Raw genomic sequence first — 18,698 nt, 5'->3', positions numbered from 1 at the left:
CATAAAAGTACGAGGAGCCGGACATGAAAGAAATCGATTTAAAATTACAAGGGAAGTTGAAACGCCTGACAAACAAAACCTTTAAATTTGACAGACGCGTTGGCGAAGGCTGGTTTTCTGCCGTTTATTTTTTAAAAACGAAAGAAATTATTAAGAAACATAAACCAGACGATATTGTCACAATGCAATTTTTTCAAAAAAAGCATGCCGTTTTATGCGGAACCGATGAGGTGATCGCGCTCTTGCAGACGTTTGCGGATCACCCGGAAGAATTGGAGATTTACTCGTTGCAGGACGGCGACAAAATTAAACCATATGAAACGGTACTGTCGATCACGGGACCCTACCAACATTTCGGCTATTTGGAAGGGGTCATTGACGGTATTTTTGCCCGCCGTACGTCAGTGGCTACCAATGTGTATGAAGTGGTCAAAGCGGCTCGCAGTTCAGGGAAGCAAAAGCCGGTCATTTTCATGGGGGATCGCGATGATCATTTCACCCAACAGGCCGGCGATGGCTACTCCGCATTTATCGGAGGATCTCAAGCCCAATCCACCCATGCCATGAATGAATGGTGGGGCAGAGAAGGGATGGGAACGATGCCGCACGCCCTCATTCAAATGTTCCATGGAGATCTCGTAGCTGCCAGTCATGCGTACCGGGATATGTATCCCGATGATCGTTTAATGGCGCTTGTGGATTATAATAACGATGTAATCACGGATTCATTGCGAGTTGCCCGTGAATTCAAAGGCATGCTCGATTCTGTCCGAGTGGACACTTCTGGGAATATGGTTGATCAATACTTTTTAAAGAATCCCCATAAAATGGGAGATTTTGACCCAACCGGCGTGAATGCACCATTAATCGTTGCGTTGCGCGAAGCTTTGGATGCGGAAAATTTTCATAATGTCAAAATTACCGTCAGTGGAGGTTTCACCGCCGAGAGAATTCAGGCGTATGAGGATGCCAACGTGCCGGTGGATTCCTACGGCGTTGGCAGCAGCCTGTTGGAAAAGACGGTCAGCTTTACGGGGGATAATGTTATTTTGAATGGCCACCATGAAGCGAAGGCGGGCCGAAAAATTCGGGAAAATCCGAAGATGGAGCGAATCGACGATCTGTAAGCGTCGTTATAAACGAATCATGGATAGACAATCTCTTTTTGTGGTTTTTCGCATAGCATAGATGTAAGCAGGCGAACGACAGGGTAGCACCCCTAGGGGAAGGCTTTAACAAATAAGAATATTGAACTGCATGAGGAGGAAGAAAGCAACATTCTTTATAGTTGGCGACGGCTGTTGACACACTTTGTTCTCGCAGTCGATTTTGGTATAATAAAAAAATGTGCAGTCAAAAGATACATGATGGTTGCCCCGAAAACACGCGTGTGAAGGGCAATTTAGATTTGGAGGTCCCCGGGTATGACTAGTTACCACTTTATCGGCATAAAAGGGTCAGGAATGAGTGCGTTGGCACAAGTTCTCCACGATATGAATGAACGCGTGCAAGGATCCGATGTGGATAAATATTTTTTTACACAAAACCCTCTAGAAGCGCGAGGTATTCCGATATACGATTTTCATAAGCAAAATATAAACCCAGAGCATACCATCGTAGCCTCGGCAGCTTATAATGATGATAATGAAGAAGTGGCGGAAGCAAATACGCAAGGCCTATCGGTGAAAGCTTACCCGGCTTTTTTGGGTGAGTTGGCATCTCAATTTACGTCCATTGCCGTTACCGGAACGCATGGAAAAACATCAACGACGGGGTTGCTTTCCCATGTGCTCGGTTCTTACCGACCGACGTCCTATTTGATTGGGGACGGCACCGGAAAAGGGGAGAAAGACAGTTCCTTTTTCGTTTTTGAAGCATGTGAATACCGACGGCATTTTCTCAACTATCGCCCTGATTACGCGATCATAACGAATATTGATTATGATCATCCTGATTACTTTAAAGACATCGATGATGTCGTCGATGCTTTTGATGAGATGGCTACGCAAGTGAATAAAGCGATCATTGCCTGCGGAGACGATGAGTATTTACAAACCCTAAACGCCCCGGTGCCAATCGTTTATTACGGCATCGAGGGAACGCATGACTTCACTGCAAAAAATATTCAAAGCAATGAAGACGGCACGAATTTTGATGTAATGATCCGAGGGGATTATTTCGGAACGTTCACGATTCCCGGACATGGTGACCATAATGTTTTAAATGCGCTTGGGGTAATCGCGCTCTGTCATTACGAAGAGATGCCGATGGAAACAATGAAACAACGGTTGGCAGATTTCCCAGGCGTGAAAAGACGTTTCACCGAAAAAGAATGGGGGTCGCAGTTGCTCGTTGACGATTATGCGCACCACCCCACGGAGATTAAAGCAACCATTGATGCAGCCAGATCCAAATTTCCGGAACGTGAAATTGTAGCTGTATTTCAGCCGCACACGTTTACGAGAACTGTGACATTTATTCAGGAATTTGCGGATGTGCTGCGATTGGCGGATGTCGTCTATTTGTGCGATATTTTCGGCTCTACGAGGGAGCGGAAAGGCCAAACGAGGATTGAGGATTTATTGAACTTAATTCCCGAGGCTCAATTATTGCAACTGGATGATATGGATACGCTCGCAAACCATGATGATAGTGTGTTACTGTTTATGGGAGCAGGAGATATTCAAAAATACCAAAGTGCATACGAAGAACGCACTTCGTCCAAAACATGAGCAGTATAGCAAAGGATGTGGCAGGGGACCTGTCACTCCGTAGTTTGGGACAAGGCGTTTGAAAAAACACGGTCAAGGGAATGGTAGGAACAAAATGAGGAGGTGAATGCGTGTATGACAGTCGTGTATATAAGTGTTGCGATTGTTGCCGTTGCGATCGTAGTCCTTATTTTTTATATTATCCAAACACTCAAGTCGGCACAGGGGGTGGTTAAACAGTTGGGCAATACAGCTGATGCTGTAGAGCAGCAACTGCAAGGGATTACGTCGGAGACCGAAAATCTTGTCAAAACGACGAACCGTCTGGCAGAAGACTTTGAATCGAAATCAGAATCAATGGAAGGGTTGTTTGCAACGGCTGAAGATCTTGGCAAAACAACCGAACAAGTTTCTGATTCTATTCAACATATGTCTCAAACCGTTTCAAAAGAAGCAGACCGTAATTCAGAGCAGGTAGCGCAAGTGGTCCAATGGGGGAGTGCATGCATTGACCTCTATGAGAAGTGGAAAAACCGCCGAAACAAAGGGAACGAACTTTAAATAATTATTTTCAGGAGGGTTTAAAATGGGAGACATGAATACGAAAGATTTACTAATAGGCACGTTTATCGGGGGAGTTGTAGGAGCAACGACAGCACTGCTGCTTGCGCCGAAATCCGGGAAGGAACTGCGCGGAGACATCAGCGAAGGTGCAGTAAACGCGAAAGATAAAACGTATGAAATTACAAATAATGCCTATGAAAAAGGCAGTGAATTTGCAAATACCGCCTTTGACAAAACACAAAATGTGGCCAAGACAGTATCTGAACAATCCAACGAAGTGGTTGGCCGCATCAAAGACGCTGCCGGCCAAGTTAAAAATGATATCGATGATGCGCAAAAATCAGCGGAAGAGCTCGCGGATGATTTATCCAGTGAAGTGCAATCTGCTGGGGAAAACATCGGAGACTCGGTAAAAAAAGAGGCGGAAGACCTGAAAAAAGATGATAGCAGCCGTTCGTAAATTTATTTGGGAGGGAAGAGAGTGAAAAAGATCGCTGAACAAAAACAATTGTTCGATGCCATTGAAGAAAACGGAGAGATCCTGTTATTTAAAAATAGTACAACTTGCCCTATAAGTTCGAATGCTTTTGATGAATTTAAAGCATTCGCCACAGAGCATCCCGAAGTGCCGGTGTATTATTTAAATGTCCAGGAAGCCCGACCTTTATCGGAATATGTGGCCACATATTGGGATGTTAAGCATGAATCGCCGCAAGCGTTGCTGCTAACTGCAAGTGAAGCAAAATGGCATACATCTCATAGTGACATAACAGAACAAACCCTTGAAAAAACGATTTTGTAAGGATCGCGACCCTCGTATATCGAGGGTTTTTTAGGGCACCTAGAAAAAAATTCAACCTCTGAAGAAGTGCAAACACTGGTTTAAAAGCACATATTGCTTTAATACTTAAAAGCGTTTAAGAAATAAAGAAAAACATCGTGACATCTTGCGGTTAATAAGTTATAATTGCTTTTAAAACCATACAGTGGAATGCGAAGAGGAGTGGATGTTAGTGAGTAACGAGGAGTTGGAGCAGCTGCGCGCTTCTTTGGACGATAAAAACATGGAAATCTTAAAGTTGATCAACGAACGCGCTGAAATTGTACAAAAGATCGGCGGCGTTAAAAGCAAGTCGGGCACGAAACGTTATGACCCTGTGCGGGAACGAAAAATGCTTGATTTAATTGCCGAAGAGAATGAAGGTCCGTTCAAAACAAGTACGCTTCAGCATCTGTTTAAGCAAATTTTCAAAGCGAGTTTGGAGATGATGGGAGAAGATGAGCAAAAAGCATTGCTCGTCTCTCGCAAAAAACAACCGGATAATACCGTCGTTACCGTAAAAGACGAACAAATCGGGGATGGAAACCAACGCTTGATCGCGGGGCCGTGTTCGGTGGAAAGCGAAGAACAGGTATTCACGGTAGCGGAAGCTTTGAAAAATCGCGGAGTGAATTTGCTGCGCGGTGGGGCATATAAACCGAGATCATCCCCTTACGATTTCCAAGGATTGGGCGTTGAAGGATTAAAGATTTTGAAAAAAGCCGGCGACCATTTCGATATGTCGGTAATCAGTGAAATTGTAACTCCCGGAGACGTTGAAACGGCGCTTGATCACCTCGATGTAATTCAAATCGGCGCGCGTAACATGCAAAACTTTGAATTACTGAAGGAAGTCGGCGCGACAAATAAACCGATCTTGCTGAAACGGGGACTATCGGCAACCATTTCGGAATTCATGAACGCGGCAGAGTATGTCATGTCACGAGGGAATACAAACTTGATGCTTTGCGAGCGCGGCATCCGCACCTATGAAACGGCGACACGCAATACCCTTGATATTTCGGCCATCCCTATTTTAAAACAGGAAACACATTTGCCTGTGCTTGCTGATGTTACGCATTCAACGGGAAGAAGGGATTTATTATTGCCGGCGGCTAAAGCGGCGCTAGCCATTGGCGCAGATGCTGTGATGGCGGAGGTTCACCCTGATCCGGCCGTCGCCCTTTCAGATTCCGCCCAACAAATGGACATTGGTCAATTCAACGAGTTTATCGACACGCTCCGTAATGAACAATTGCTTAAAGATGGCGTGGGAGAAGCAGCAAAAATATAAGATCGAATAAAGAAACCGGCATCCAAATATACGCCAGAGGATGCCGGTTTCAATGTTTTTTAATCATTTTTATTCGATTTGTAACGGTATTTTCGAGTAGTGATCGCCGCGAACATCCCGATCAACATCGTTATGACATAAAGAGCGAAGTATAACCATGTTTGCACTTCGGAAAAATTCAAGTCGTTAATCACCACAATCAATAAGAAAAACAAGGCGGTAATAACGATTCCGATGATCCATTGAAGGTTCTTTCGACCGAAAATATTACTGATGATAAACCCTAACATGAGGGTAATAACAGGGTTAAAAAACGTTAGCAAAACGAATTGGTCCATCGTGCTCACCTCGATTCCCTCTCTCATTTATATAAGGAAACGAAAGAAATGTCAATTTCTGCAACGAACATAACTCCCTAGGCGGCCACGTATTTTGATGACAAATCATCAACGTTTTAACATCCTTCTCTTTTCATAGGTTTGTGAGGAAGGGCGAACGGAAATAATGAAAACGATAGGTTCGTATCGGTGTGTGACCGGGGAAACTTGACTTGCCGCCAAGCATTTCTTCGGCCAGCCGAACATTTTATCGTTTCTGACTGTGCAAGAAATGATTAAACATTGTATTTAAACTGTCGATATGAATGACAGGGAAGAATTGCGGACCTCCTTTAGTTATCGTATGATGATGGTATCCGAATGAAAACAGTGAAAGGATATATAAGGAGGATTATTCCAATGAGTGCCACAATATATGACGTTGCCGATGAAGCAAAGGTTTCAATGGCAACAGTATCCAGAGTTGTCAACGGAAACCCAAATGTAAAACCGACGACAAGAAAAAAGGTCTTGAACGCGATTGAGAAGTTGGATTATAGACCGAATGCGGTCGCCCGTGGGCTGGCCAGTAAAAAAACAACGACTGTCGGTGTGATCATTCCCGATATTTCAAGCATTTTCTTCTCGGAACTTGCGCGCGGCATTGAAGATATCGCGACGATGTACAAGTACAATATGATTTTATGTAACTCCGATACAAATAAAAATAAGGAAATTCATTTGCTCAACACATTAATGGAAAAGCAGGTGGACGGAATTTTATTCATGGGCGGAGCCATTACGGAAGAACATGCCGAGCATATGAGAAGCTCGTCCGTTCCCGTTGTGTTGGCGGCGACATACCATGAAGATGCGGAGTTCCCATCGGTGAATATTGATTACGCTCAAGCTGCGTTCGATGCGGTGGATCATTTAGCGAAAAAAGGGCATACGCGAATTGGTATGGTAACAGGGACTTTGGAAGATCCTGTTAACGGATACCAAAAATTTAAAGGGTACAAGCAAGCGCTCGCCGAAAATAATGTCCCGTTTGATGAATCGTTGATTTCAGTGTGTGACTATACGTATGATTCAGCGATTGAATCCGTAGACGATTTTAGAACCCTTGAGAACAAGCCGACAGCCATCTTTTCTGCAACGGATGAAATGGCGCTCGGCGTGATTCACGGTTTGCAAGATCGTGGCTTGCGGATTCCGAACGATGTTGAAGTGGTCGGCTTTGACAACACGAGACTGGCTACGATGGTTCGTCCTACACTCACGACTGTAGTGCAGCCGATGTATGATATCGGCGCTGTATCCATGCGTTTGTTAACGAAATTTATGGACAATGAAACGATCGAAGAGCAAAACGTCGTTCTTCCTCATCAAATTGAGTATCGAAATACGACAACCCATCGGGAGGTTGTGAAGGAATAACGCAAGTCCCCGTATAAAACGAAACTTCCATCAGAGGGCTTTTTCTCATCCCCTCTGAGTAAGGAAGTCGGCTAATATCGTCACGTCCTGTGACAACGCCGACACTAGCCCGTCCTGGGCGTCGGGATTAAATTAAATACAGGAGGCGCTGGTGTTGAAAAAATTGGATCTGTTCACACCGATAGGCTTAATATTGGGGCTGGTGGTTGTTGGCCTGGCGATTTATTTCAATGCAGGCATGGACGCCGTTTTGTTATTTATGCAGCTTGCTTCCGTATCTATCGTTTTTGGCGGCGTTGCTGCAGCATTGCTCGTGAATTTTACGGGCCGGGAATTAAGGAAGCTTCCTGCCATTATAAAAGAAGCGTTTCGACACCAGGATTACGATTTGCAGGAGTTGAACGGCACCTTCGTCATGCTGGCGAAAAAAGCAAGAAAAGAAGGCTTATTGGCGTTGGAGTCGCAACTGGAAGAAGACGTCAAAGACCCCTTTATAAAAAAAGGCGTTCGGCTGGCCGTAGACGGAATTGAACCGGAAATGATTCAGGATATCTTGATGGCTGAGGTCGTTTCAATGGAAGAGCGCCATAAGCGCGGCAGGAGGATTCTTGAACGGGCGGGGGACTTTGCGCCTGCATGGGGAATGGTCGGAACACTCGTGGCCCTTGTCATCATGCTTAATGATTTGGATGACCCGGCCACCCTTGGACCAAGTATGGCTTTGGCGATGTTGACTACGCTGTACGGTGCAATATTGGCGAACTTATTTTTTAATCCGATGGCAAGCAAACTGGAAAATAAAACGGAAACCGAAGTTTTTATTAATCAAATTATGATTGAAGGGGTCATAGGTGTTCAATCCGGTCAGAATCCGCATATTTTAGAGGAAAAATTGCGGGCGTTCATACGGGAAAAAAGAAAACCGGAGTATGACATTCGTGAATCCGGAGCGCTTGCCCATGAAGTTTAGAAGACCTGTGAAAACACAGTCGAAGCAAAAGCAATGGCTAACGATTTTCTCGGATATGATGATCATCATGCTGGTATTTTTTATTATGTTGTACTCTATTTCGGTTGTTGACGCGCAGCGTTTTCAATATTTAGTGGATTCTTTTCAGGGGGAGGATATATTTGACGAGTCTTCATCCGTCGTAGCCGAAGAACCGGAAGCATCCCATTCGGAGGATGATCATATGGATGATGACAGTAATGGAAATATGGAAGAAGATGAACTGGAATCCCTCTTGGAAGAAGTGCGAAGCTACATAGAAGACAATAGGCTTGAAGATATGATTACGGCCACCCGCGAAGAGCGAGGGGTGAAACTTGTCTTGCAAGACAGGCTGTTGTTTGGTACCGGAGAAGCGTACATTTTGGAGGAAGCTGAATCCTTTTTGGATGAAACGATCACCCTTTTGGAGGAATTGCCCTATACTGTAGAGGTAGAAGGCCATACGGACAACAGACCGATTGAGACCTATCGATACCCTTCCAATTGGGAGTTGTCAAGCGCGCGGGCCAGCAGTGTCATTCGCTATTTTATAGAGGAAGGTGATCTTGAAAGATCTCGCTTTGTGGCAACAGGCTATGGGGATACCCAACCAGTCGAACCTAACGATTCATCCGTAAATATGCAAGAAAACCGTCGAGTAGTTATTTTTATTACGGATCCCGACTTTGAAGACAAAACCTAAAAAAGGATGCCGAAGAAAAAGAACCGGCAGGTCCTACATAATGGGCCTGCCGGTTCTTTAGTGGTCTTGCATTTCTCGTCGGATATAGTAGAGCGATTTTTCAAGTGTTTGTGCATTTTTTTGGTTGATTGCGGAGCGCCGCGGGATTCTGGGCACCTCATGCTCGGGTTCTTCCCAGTATACGGGGAGAGAATCGGTTGCTTTGTCGCTCCAGCGATTTCGCCACTTTTTCGGAAGTTTTCCGTGGATGAGCGAAGTTTGGTCGCTCATCTCCAGCCAAACATTGGACCAGGCAAGCGGCACGACACGCCAAATGTCATAACCTCCGCCGCCGACGGCAATCCATTTGCCGTCACAATATTGATGCGCCATTTCATGGGCGATTTTCGGCACTTGCTTAAAAGTGCGGAGTGTTGTCGACAAATGCGTAAGCGGATCAAGGAAATGGGCGTCAGCCCCATTTTGGGTCAGAATGACATCCGGTTGAAAAAAAGCGCATGCTTCTTTGACAGCCGTTTCATAACAGGTTATGAACGAGTCATCTTCCGTGAAGGCATCAAGAGGAAGGTTTAACGTAAAACCGTATCCTTGTCCGGCGCCTTTTTCTGTAATTGCCCCGGTGCCCGGGAACAAATACCGGCCTGTTTCGTGAATGGAAAGGGTCATGACGTCCGGGTCATCGTAGAATGCCCACTGCACCCCGTCGCCATGGTGGGCATCGGTATCGATATAAAGCACGCGGGCATCATAGTGTTCCCGAATATAACGGATCGCAATTGCACTGTCATTATAGATGCAAAACCCGGATGCTTTGCCGCGGAATCCGTGGTGCAGTCCGCCTCCGAGATTTGCAGCGTGTTTGTGCCGTTCTTCCATCACTTCGTCTACGGCCTGAATTGTGCCCCCGACTAGCAATGCAGAAGCATCGTGCATATTTGGGAAGGTAGGCGTGTCTTCGGTTCCAAGGCCATAGTTCGCGGCTGTTCCCGCAGGTAATTGCTCCACCGATCCCCTTTTTACAGCTTCGATATAACCTTTCTCGTGGAACAACCCAATTTCTTCGTCCGTTGCTTTTCTCGGCGGAACGATCTCGTCGGAAGATAATGCTCCCAATGACTGTAAGAGATCAACCGTTAATCTCAATCGCAGCGGGTTAAAAGGATGGGTATCGTTAAATTTGTAGTCCAGTTGCTCTTCGTTGAATATGAATGCTGCATGTTTGTTAGTCATAATCGGAAGGACGCTCCATATTCGGGATGGAAGGACTGGCGATTTCATATCCTTCGTCTTTGAGTGATGCAAGGACGGCACGTATATCCATTGCCTGGACTCGTAATGCTAGAATTTTATAGTCGGATTGCTTATCGGGATAAATAAGCATGCTCGTCACATTAATGCCGTGATGCTTGAAGATTGCAGTCACATCGGCAAGTTGGCCGCTTACATCGGAAACTTTTACCTCGATTTGTGAACTTGGTTGGTCAGCCCCCATGAGCTGGACAAGCGTATCGAGCAAGTCTCTTCCGGTAATCATGCCGACAAGTTTATCATCGACGGTTACCGGGGCTCCGGTGATTTGATGTTCACTGAGCATGGAGGCTACATCAGCCACGTATTCAAGTGGGTGAACAGTGAAAACTTCGGTTTTCATAATTTCTTTTACTGGCTTTTGTAAAATGGCATCCAAGCGCTTATTGCTGAAAATGGAGAACCTAGCATCGCGAACGTCTCGGTCGGAGATGATGCCGATAAGGGTGTCATCATCTGCAACGATCGGGATGTGACGAAGGCGTTCCTTTTCCATAAGTTCGACAGCGCTTTCAATTTTGTCATCCATCTTTAATTTATGAACGTTCGTTCTCATGATTTCCTCAGCGTTCATGGGGGAGTACACCTCTCTTTTAAAACAAGAATCGGTCGGTAAAGCGTATTTGGTCGAAGGTTTGTACATCTTCCAGCGAAACGCGGCTTCCGATCCGAACCAATAAACAATTGGCCGGGTGGGAGCTGATTTCCGGATCATCGGTGGCCATCCAATATAAGTCGCCTTTGTTCATCATTTTTTCCATAATTTTACGGTATTCCCATACGGATTTTCCGCTATTTTTAAGATCCCAGTGCCAATAATATTCGGTCGTAATAATGATGTAGTCTTCCATGGCATCGTCATACATCGATAGTTTCAACAAACGGCTCCCTATTTGCGCCCCGCGGTATTCATGTGCGACTTCAATGGCTCCCAGTTCGATCAAATTATCAAGCGGGCTTTCCGACCAACGTTCAAGGGGGTCGGGGTAAACAAATGTCACATATCCAACGATCATGCCATCATCAACGGCGACGTTGATCCGCCCTTCCGGCAGTTCGGCTATGCCCATTAATGCTTTTTTTTGCTCTTTCGGTTGTCGAAATGCGACAAGTCCCGGATGATAATCATAGCAATCAATTTGTTCACTGGATATAGGCCCTTCAAAGAGAAGTTTTTTTCCGTTGACTTGCACTTCTTCACGATAATATGTTTTGATGTGTTCCATCAAGTATAAGAACCACCTTTAACGAATGCATTACATTCATTATACATGAGAAGAGCAGGGAGAGGGGAAGGATCTGGGATATTTATTTTTCGTTTGTGACAAATTCTTTACGTTGATTCATATTCTTTCTCCTAGTATACTATATATGGAACTTTTATTTGGGATTTATGCGAATCCAGCTGGTGGTAATTCCTGTTTTTTCGGGCGCGACCACCGGGATAAGCAGCTTTCATTATCGGAAGAAAGGAAGATATGCCATGGAATTGCAACCGCTTCCACCCAAAGGTGGAGACCACAATTTAAACAATTACGAAGAAGCAACGCAACAATTTGATTGGGCAGAAGTCGAGCAAGCATTTTCCTTTTACGAAACCGGGAAAGTAAATATGGCGTATGAAGCCATTGACCGTCACGCCGAGAAAGCGGATAAAAAAGATCAAGTCGCGCTCTATTATAGCGATGATCAGCGCGATGAGGCTTATACATTTGCCGACATGAAAAAAATGACCGATAAGGCCGCCAATGTTTTTCAGGAAGCCGGGATTGAAAAAGGGGACCGGGTGTTTATTTTCATGCCGCGTTCGCCTGAATTATACTTTGCCGCCCTTGGGGCGATTAAGGTGGGCGCGATCGTCGGGCCATTGTTTGAAGCTTTTATGGAAGGAGCCGTTAGGGACCGGCTGGAAAACAGCGAAGCAAAAGCGATTGTCACGACCAATGATCTGGTCGGGCGCGTGCCCGTCTCGGAGCTTCCGGCGTTGGAAAACGTATTTATCCAGGGGGACGATGTCAAGGAAGAAGGAAAAACCCTTGACTTTCAAACACGGCTGGCACAGGCATCGGAAAACCATGCCATCACCTGGGTGGATCGTGAAGATGGCTTGATTTTGCATTATACGTCCGGTTCAACAGGCACGCCGAAAGGCGTATTGCACGTGCACGCGGCGATGATCCAGCATTACCAAACGGGCAAATGGGTGCTGGACTTGAAGGAAGATGATGTGTATTGGTGCACGGCAGATCCGGGTTGGGTCACCGGCACGTCCTATGGCATCTTTGCCCCGTGGCTGAATGGCGTCACGAATGTCGTGCGCGGCGGACGGTTTAGTCCCGAGTCCTGGTACGGGACATTGGAAAAATACAAGGTCACCGTGTGGTACAGCGCGCCGACGGCGCTGCGAATGTTGGCGAGCGCCGGGGATGACATCGTAAAACATTATGATCTCTCAAGCTTGCGGCATATTCTCAGCGTCGGCGAACCGTTAAATCCTGAAGTGGTCCGTTGGGGAGAGGAAGTCTATGGCTTGCGTATTCACGATTCCTGGTGGATGACCGAAACGGGCGCGATCATGATTACGAATTTTCCGAGCTTGACGATCAAACCTGGTTCGATGGGCAAACCCATCCCGGGCGTCGAAGCCGGTATTCTGGATGACCAGGGCCATGAACTGCCGCCCAATCGCATGGGGAATCTTGCGTTGCGCACGGGCTGGCCGGCGATGATGCGCACGATTTGGAACAACGAAGAAAAGTATAAAGGATATTTTGAATTTCCGGGCTGGTACGTATCCGGGGATTCCGCCTATAAAGACGAAGAAGGTTACTATTGGTTCCAAGGCCGGGTGGATGATGTGATTTTAACAGCCGGTGAGCGCGTTGGTCCATTTGAAGTGGAAAGCAAGCTCGTGGAGCACCCGGCTGTCGGTGAAGCGGGTGTGATTGGCAAACCGGACCCGGTGCGCGGAGAAATCATTAAAGCCTTTGTCGCGCTTCGCGAAGGCTATGAAGAGACAGATGAACTCAAAGAGGACATCCGCGTCTTCGTGAAAAACGGATTGGCCGCCCACGCGGCGCCGCGGGAAATGGTCATTCGAGACACATTGCCGAAGACCCGGAGCGGGAAAATCATGCGCCGTGTCCTCAAGGCATGGGAACTTGATTTGCCAACCGGAGATTTATCGACGATGGACGATGATTAAGGGATACGTTTTGAAACCGGTAAGGATGCCCACGGGCGATCCTTATCGGTTTTTTGGTAGGTAAGAAACTATCATGGCGGCTGAGCATGCCGCCACCATCTATAATGAAAACAACTAATTTAGCGCAAAAAAGTATAATCGTGTCACATCTTGGTTATAATGATTAGTTTGCGCTGCTCCAATAATGGTTGTTTTCATACAAAAGTATAAATCAACTTTCTTACCTACATAAGTGCAACTAAGGTTTTCGCCATAAAAGTTTGGCGAAAAGCCAAGTTTTCTAACACTTTAAGAATGTTTAGACTCCGCAAACCCCATTCCTGAGGACTCATAAGACTCGCGATCAGCGCTTAGAGTCCGCAGATCCCCATTCTGAGGACTACTATGGCCTGCAAGCATCACTTAGAGTCCGCAAACCCCCATTCTGAGGATTCAAATGAGACCCGTGCAACACAAGGAGTCCTCAAATCCGGATCTTGAGAACTAATATGAGCATTGACATTCACTTTTCATGTCGGAGGGCTTTTTATATCGTTCATATAGTGGTCATTGGCTACCTCAAAATTATTATTTTGCACTTTAAGAATGTTTAGCTGTATTTGTCAAGGATTAAAGTATAAGTAAAACTAAGGCTTCCACTATAAAGACTTGGTGGAAGCTAAGTTTTTCTAATGGTTGTCGCGGTTTTTGCATTCAATAGAAAATTTCTATAATATTGGTTACACATGAAGCTCTATAATCAGGAAAATGGGTTTAATATGTCAAAATACATTGTAGGAATCGATGTCGGAGGGGCGTCAACCAAGTTCGGTTGTTTACGACTGATGGTGAAAAGATGGATAAATGGAAAATAGAAACTGATATAGAAGATAACGGCAGACATTTATCCGGTCACATTATCAAAAGCATCAAAGAGCGTTTTGTGAAGCATTCAATTTCTGCAGGTAATTTGACAGGCATAGGCATCGGTGTTCCGGGTTTCGTCGATGAAGCTTCAACCTTCTTCGTCACTTTGGGAACCGGAGTTGGCAGCGGAATCATTGTTAACGGTGATCTCGTTAACGGACCCAATGGGACTGCCGGGGAGATCGATCATACAATTACGGTTCCTCATGGGCGTTTATGCACATGCGGTCGGGAAGGATGCCTGGAAGAGTATGTGGCGGCCAAAGGGTTGCGGCGAAGTTTGCGAGACTATCTTCGCAATTTCAGAGACTCAAGTCCATTACATAAAGATAGTGAGGTCATCGACATCTATGAGGCTGCAAAAGCCGGAGACGCTCTAGCGGTTCATATCGTCAATGACGCTGCCTATTATTTGGCTTATGCCCTTGCAAACGTGGTCACGCTGATCAACCCGGAGAAAATTATCATTGGTGGAGGGGTGTCGGCTGCCGGGGAGAAGCTGTTGCGCCCATTAGTTGCCCATTTTAAACGCTTCGTTTTAAAAGAAGCCGATAAATCTTTATCATTTGAATTTGCCCGTCCTGGGAATGATGCAGGCATTTACGGTGCAACGTGGCTTGTGATGAAACGGCTTGGCTATTTTCAAAACATGTTGTAGTGAACAAAAAAGTGTTCTCAATATATTTTTTGTATTGACAGAAAACGGATGACCACTTATCATAAAATGTAATCGATTACATTTAATAAAAAAACGCCAATAGGGGAATAAGGGAATAAAATGGTAAACATTCAACGGGTTGCAAAAGAAGCAGGTGTATCTGTAGCAACAGTCTCACGCGTGTTACACGACCAAAATACGGTTACGGCGAAAACAAGATTAAAAGTTGAAGAAGCTATTCAAAAATTGAATTATCAACCAAGTATGCTCGGCAGAAACTTAAGAAAGTCTGAAAGTCGTTTGCTTTTAGTCCTTATTCCCGAGATTTCCAATCCGTTTTATTTTGATATCATTAAAGGAATCGAAAGCATCGCCATCAGTCACAATTATAATATTTTGTTATGCGAAACAGATTCCAGTCCGGAAAGGGAAAATATTTATTTTGACCTGATAAGGACAAAAATGGCTGATGGAATTATTTCGATGGATCCGGCTGTAAATATGGACGCCCTTATGGATTTGGCTGAGAAGCACCCAATTATACAATGCAGCGAGTACACGGCTGAAGGTGAAATTCCTTATGTGACGATCGATAATGAAGCAGCATCTTATCAAGCCGTCAAGCATTTAATTAAGATTGGCAATGAAAAAATAGCATTAATAAATTCAAATAAAAAATATCTTTATGCTCGCCAACGAAAAAAAGGATATCAAAGAGCCTTAGAAGAGCAAGGGGTTGTTGTCAGAAAGGAGTACATCTACCATACCGAGCACTTGGGATTTGAGTATGGACAGCAAGCGGTCAAAAATATCTTAAAGGTAAACGATCCGCCAACGGCTATATTTGCTGTATCTGATTTATTGGCGATTGGCGCATTAAAGGAACTACATGCACAGGGTCTACATGTACCGGATGATATTGCAGTGGTCGGCTTTGATAAAATTCATTTTTCCAATATGACCAACCCTACGCTTACAACCATTGCTCAACCAATGTATAAAATGGGTACACTTGCAGTAGAAATGCTTATCAAAAGAATTAAAGGAGAAAATGTTGAAAGCATTATTTTGGACCATGAATTAGTCATTCGAGAATCTACATCAGGTTAAAAAGCAACTAAGGTTAGTGCTCTGCTATTAAATAGCAAAGGTTGATAGTAGAGCGCTGTCCTTAGCTGTAAATGTAATCGTTTACAAAGGAGGCGCATTCAAACTATAAAGGGGGAGACGATGATGAAGAAAGTATGGTTTTTAGGCTTAGCGCTGGGAACGGCCATAAGCTTGTCCGCATGTGGAGATAGTGAAGAAGCCGGTGGAGAGGAAAATGGTGATGAAGATGCTGATCTTACGATCGGAATATCTTTACCTTCTGCCACTCACGGCTGGATGGGCGCATTAATTGACCAAGCCGAAACAGAAGCGAGTGAAATTTCGGAAAATGAAGGCATCGATTATGTGATGACCAATGCTGAGGATCCCAACGAGCAAGCGAACGACGTCGATGATTTAATTGCCCAGGATGTAGATGCATTGGTTCTTCTCCCTATCGAATCGGCAGCGTTAACACCGGCCGGGCAAAATGTAGCTGACGCGGATATTCCCTTAGTTGTCGTGGACCGGGAGTTGGAAAATGATGCAGCAGATGTTGTGGTTACCGGAGACAATGAAGGTATCGGTTATAATGCCGGTCAATATCTCATTGAGCAATTGGATGGGGAAGGGGACGTCGTAGAAATTACCGGACCGCCTAACTCGGTAACGGAACAACGCGGCGCCGGTTTTGCAGAAGCGATTGAAGGCGAAGACGGTATTGAAGTCGTCGCTTCCCAGGATGGGGACTTCTCAACGGAGACTTCCTTGGATGTCATGCAAAATATTTTACAGGCTCAAGATAACATTGATGCTGTCTATACCCAAGACGATGGAATGGCTTTTGGTGTATTGCAAGCCATTGAAGAGGCAGGACGAGAGGATATTCAATACATCACAGGCGCAGGGGGAGAAACAGAGATGTTTGACCATATCCAGGACGAGGATAGCTTGATTACGGCCACTTTCTTGTATCCGCCTTCCATGAGTGTAGAAGGGGTGCGGTTGGGTGCAGATCTAGCACAAGGGGAAGAGCCTGAAGAGGAAGAAGTGGTGCTGGAAGCCACTGAAATAACGGATGAAAACGCTGATGAACATTACGAGGATGCTTCATTCTAGAAAAGTTAAAGGGAATACAATGGAGTGAAAAAATGTTGTGTTCCCTTTTTGAATCTACTGGAAAGGGTGGATGAGCATGTCGTCCTTTTTGTCCATGGAAAATATCCATAAATCATTCAATCATGTGCCGGTACTGAAAAATGTCACTATTAACGTGGAACACGGGGAGATTCATGCTTTGTTAGGGGAAAATGGGGCAGGCAAATCTACGTTAATGAACATATTGGGCGGTGTTCATCATCCGGATGAAGGGACCATCGTTTTAAATGGGCAGACGGTAGAAATGGTCAATCCCAGAACCTCTCAATCCTACGGGATCAGTTTTATCCACCAGGAACTCAATGTCGTTTCCGACCTGCGCGTATATGAAAATATGTTTTTAGGCGCTGAACTTGAGAATAAGTTTGGATTTGTAAAAGTAGAAGAAATGTGTAGAAGAACAAATGAAATTTTAGCGCAGCTAGGTGTTAACATTCATCCGAAAACATATGTACGGCAGTTGGACACATCTTATAAACAAATGATCGAAATTGCAAGGGCACTCCTACATAAATCCAGGCTGATTATTATGGACGAACCGACGACGGCTTTAGCGGAACACGAAGTCCGGCGTCTGTTTGCATTAATGAAAAACCTTAAACAAACAGGCGTCTCCATCATTTATATCTCCCATAAATTAAAAGAAATCGAGGAAGTTTGTGACACCTATACCGTCTTGCGCGATGGCAAAGTCGTAGGAAGCAAGCGTATGAAAGATGAGCATCTCGACGAAATCACCAAGCTGATGGTAGGGAAATCAGTCTCTGAGGATCGATTAATAGAGTCACATGCATTTGGACAGGTGGCATTGGAAGTCAAAAATTTAACGCATGAAGGTTTTTTTAAGGATATCAATTTCACTGTCAGAAAAGGAGAAATTGTTGGCTTTACGGGATTGGCCGGTGATGGACGAACGGAGCTTTTTGAAAGTCTGTTTGGTTACCGCAAAAAATATACCGGCCAAATCAAAATATTTGATCGGGTTGTAACGATCAAGCATCCCACACAAGCGTTAAAAGCGGGGATGGGGCTTGTTCCTAAAGATCGAAAAGAGAATGCCATCATTAAGGACCTTAACGTCATCCAAAACATGAGCCTATCATCGATGGCCCATTTTGAAAAAGCAGGATTTATTAAAGGAAAGACCGAAAGGGAAAAATTTAACTTTTACCAACAAAAGTTAAATATAAAAGTCCCCAACCCGAAAACGACGATCGACAAATTAAGTGGCGGGAATCAACAAAAGGTGGTCATTGCCAAATGGCTTGAAGTGAATGCGGATATTATTATTTTTGACAATCCAACACAAGGCATTGATGTCGGAGCTAAGCGTGAAATCTATCAGCATATTGTTTCTTTGGCTGCACAAGGGAAAGCCGTGATTATTTTATCCTCGGAAGCACCGGAAATCCGAAAAGTTTGTCACACCATTCATGTCATGTATCAAGGGGAGGTAACGGCACAATTTGCTGGTGAGGAAGCGACAGATGACGAAATCATGAGTTATGCAACAGGCTCAAAAAGGGGGCGATGA

Annotated in this window: 18 protein-coding genes; 14 read left to right on the top strand and 4 right to left on the bottom strand. The window is 44.9% G+C overall.

All coding sequences use genetic code 11. The features are described 5' to 3' along the window. The first annotated feature begins 23 nt into the window (after window positions 1-23). The 6 genes from EPH95_RS08440 to EPH95_RS08415 all read left to right on the top strand — a co-directional run bounded on the left by EPH95_RS08440 (window position 24) and on the right by EPH95_RS08415 (window position 5,389). Window positions 24-1,127 carry a nicotinate phosphoribosyltransferase gene (locus tag EPH95_RS08440; protein WP_142089082.1) on the top strand — a complete coding sequence of 368 codons (1,104 nt, stop codon included), beginning with the start codon at window positions 24-26 and terminating at the stop codon, window positions 1,125-1,127. 297 nt (window positions 1,128-1,424) lie between these two features. Further along, window positions 1,425-2,732 carry a UDP-N-acetylmuramate--L-alanine ligase gene (gene murC / locus EPH95_RS08435; protein WP_142089080.1) on the top strand — a complete coding sequence of 436 codons (1,308 nt, stop codon included), beginning with the start codon at window positions 1,425-1,427 and terminating at the stop codon, window positions 2,730-2,732. A 114-nt stretch (window positions 2,733-2,846) separates the two neighbouring features. Then, entirely contained in the window at window positions 2,847-3,272 is a 426-nt protein-coding gene (locus EPH95_RS08430; protein WP_142089078.1) for a DUF948 domain-containing protein, read from the top strand. A 25-nt stretch (window positions 3,273-3,297) separates the two neighbouring features. Further along, on the top strand, window positions 3,298-3,735 hold the full coding sequence (locus EPH95_RS08425) for a YtxH domain-containing protein (protein WP_142089076.1): 438 nt from the start codon (window positions 3,298-3,300) through the stop codon (window positions 3,733-3,735). Between the two features lie 21 nt (window positions 3,736-3,756). After that, window positions 3,757-4,077 carry a bacillithiol system redox-active protein YtxJ gene (gene ytxJ / locus EPH95_RS08420; protein ID WP_227004103.1) on the top strand — a complete coding sequence of 107 codons (321 nt, stop codon included), beginning with the start codon at window positions 3,757-3,759 and terminating at the stop codon, window positions 4,075-4,077. Between the two features lie 211 nt (window positions 4,078-4,288). Beyond that, window positions 4,289-5,389 carry a bifunctional 3-deoxy-7-phosphoheptulonate synthase/chorismate mutase gene (locus EPH95_RS08415; protein ID WP_142089072.1) on the top strand — a complete coding sequence of 367 codons (1,101 nt, stop codon included), beginning with the start codon at window positions 4,289-4,291 and terminating at the stop codon, window positions 5,387-5,389. Between the two features lie 59 nt (window positions 5,390-5,448). Here EPH95_RS08415 and EPH95_RS08410 read toward each other — a convergent pair whose 3' ends face one another. Continuing rightward, window positions 5,449-5,736 carry a hypothetical protein gene (locus EPH95_RS08410; RefSeq protein WP_142089070.1) on the bottom strand — a complete coding sequence of 96 codons (288 nt, stop codon included), beginning with the start codon at window positions 5,734-5,736 and terminating at the stop codon, window positions 5,449-5,451. 390 nt (window positions 5,737-6,126) lie between these two features. Here EPH95_RS08410 and ccpA point away from each other — a divergent pair, with 390 nt between their 5' ends. From ccpA to motS, 3 genes are all read left to right on the top strand, one after another. Then, a complete protein-coding gene (ccpA, locus tag EPH95_RS08405; RefSeq protein WP_142089068.1) occupies window positions 6,127-7,146 on the top strand; it encodes a catabolite control protein A in 1,020 nt (339 codons plus the stop codon). Window positions 7,147-7,297: 151 nt separating this feature from the next. After that, window positions 7,298-8,116 (top strand): MotA/TolQ/ExbB proton channel family protein, encoded by an 819-nt coding sequence (locus tag EPH95_RS08400; protein WP_405127434.1) that lies wholly within the window; start codon window positions 7,298-7,300, stop codon window positions 8,114-8,116. Next, the gene (motS, locus tag EPH95_RS08395) at window positions 8,106-8,840 is read left to right on the top strand and encodes a flagellar motor protein MotS (RefSeq protein WP_142089065.1); all 735 of its coding nucleotides are present in this window, start codon (window positions 8,106-8,108) and stop codon (window positions 8,838-8,840) included. The genes EPH95_RS08400 and motS overlap by 11 nt, the downstream gene beginning before the upstream one ends. A gap of 57 nt (window positions 8,841-8,897) precedes the next feature. Here motS and EPH95_RS08390 read toward each other — a convergent pair whose 3' ends face one another. Genes EPH95_RS08390 through EPH95_RS08380 form a run of 3 tightly spaced genes read right to left on the bottom strand, consistent with a single transcriptional unit; the run spans window position 8,898 to window position 11,374 of the window. Then, window positions 8,898-10,070, bottom strand: coding sequence for an acetoin utilization protein AcuC (locus EPH95_RS08390; RefSeq protein ID WP_142089063.1), 1,173 nt, complete (start codon window positions 10,068-10,070; stop codon window positions 8,898-8,900). Next, window positions 10,063-10,704: a CBS and ACT domain-containing protein gene (locus EPH95_RS08385; protein WP_227004102.1), complete on the bottom strand. Its 642-nt coding sequence runs from the start codon at window positions 10,702-10,704 to the stop codon at window positions 10,063-10,065. The genes EPH95_RS08390 and EPH95_RS08385 overlap by 8 nt, the downstream gene beginning before the upstream one ends. A gap of 37 nt (window positions 10,705-10,741) precedes the next feature. Next, window positions 10,742-11,374 (bottom strand): GNAT family N-acetyltransferase, encoded by a 633-nt coding sequence (locus EPH95_RS08380; protein ID WP_142091546.1) that lies wholly within the window; start codon window positions 11,372-11,374, stop codon window positions 10,742-10,744. 257 nt (window positions 11,375-11,631) lie between these two features. Here EPH95_RS08380 and acsA point away from each other — a divergent pair, with 257 nt between their 5' ends. From acsA to EPH95_RS08355, 5 genes are all read left to right on the top strand, one after another. Continuing rightward, a complete protein-coding gene (acsA, locus tag EPH95_RS08375; RefSeq protein WP_142089059.1) occupies window positions 11,632-13,353 on the top strand; it encodes an acetate--CoA ligase in 1,722 nt (573 codons plus the stop codon). An 811-nt stretch (window positions 13,354-14,164) separates the two neighbouring features. Further along, the gene (locus EPH95_RS08370; RefSeq protein ID WP_160141692.1) at window positions 14,165-14,917 is read left to right on the top strand and encodes an ROK family protein; all 753 of its coding nucleotides are present in this window, start codon (window positions 14,165-14,167) and stop codon (window positions 14,915-14,917) included. A 120-nt stretch (window positions 14,918-15,037) separates the two neighbouring features. Beyond that, window positions 15,038-16,027: a LacI family DNA-binding transcriptional regulator gene (locus tag EPH95_RS08365; RefSeq protein WP_142089055.1), complete on the top strand. Its 990-nt coding sequence runs from the start codon at window positions 15,038-15,040 to the stop codon at window positions 16,025-16,027. 120 nt (window positions 16,028-16,147) lie between these two features. After that, window positions 16,148-17,125, top strand: a complete 978-nt coding sequence (locus tag EPH95_RS08360) for a substrate-binding domain-containing protein (RefSeq protein ID WP_227004101.1) — start codon at window positions 16,148-16,150, stop codon at window positions 17,123-17,125. Window positions 17,126-17,219: 94 nt separating this feature from the next. Further along, the gene (locus tag EPH95_RS08355; RefSeq protein ID WP_227004100.1) at window positions 17,220-18,698 is read left to right on the top strand and encodes a sugar ABC transporter ATP-binding protein; all 1,479 of its coding nucleotides are present in this window, start codon (window positions 17,220-17,222) and stop codon (window positions 18,696-18,698) included.

Origin of the sequence: Salicibibacter halophilus, assembly GCF_006740705.1 — a bacterium.
Taxonomy (GTDB): Bacteria; Bacillota; Bacilli; order Bacillales; family Marinococcaceae; genus Salicibibacter; species Salicibibacter halophilus.
This window is presented reverse-complemented; position numbering and strand designations above follow the sequence as displayed.